Source organism: Vallitalea sediminicola (assembly GCF_054408565.1).
Window position 1 is genome coordinate 1 of sequence record NZ_BTPT01000175.1, and the last position, 247, is coordinate 247.

A 247-nucleotide genomic window follows, 5' to 3' on the forward strand; every position below is an offset into this window, starting at 1 on the left:
CAATTTTTATTGATTATCCTGAGGAAACAAGGCTATACATAATGATATTTATCATTGGGTTATTAAGTTGGCCTGGTCTAGCTAGGATGGTTAGAGCCCAGATTCTATCTCTGAAAGAGCAAGAATTCATGACTGCAACAAGAGTACTTGGTATTTCCACACGTCAGCAGATAACTAAACATTTGATTCCAAATGTAATTGCTTATGTAATAGTTGCTGATACTATTACATAAGCAATTACATTTGG

At 34.4% G+C, this 247-nt stretch carries 1 protein-coding gene; it reads left to right on the forward strand.

Features of this window, described 5'->3' with window-relative positions; genetic code table 11:
* Positions 1-233, forward strand: a 233-nt coding sequence (locus ACX6CF_RS26315; RefSeq protein ID WP_458788350.1) for an ABC transporter permease subunit, incomplete at its 5' end; no start/stop codon positions are given.
* Positions 234-247: the final 14 nt, after the last annotated feature.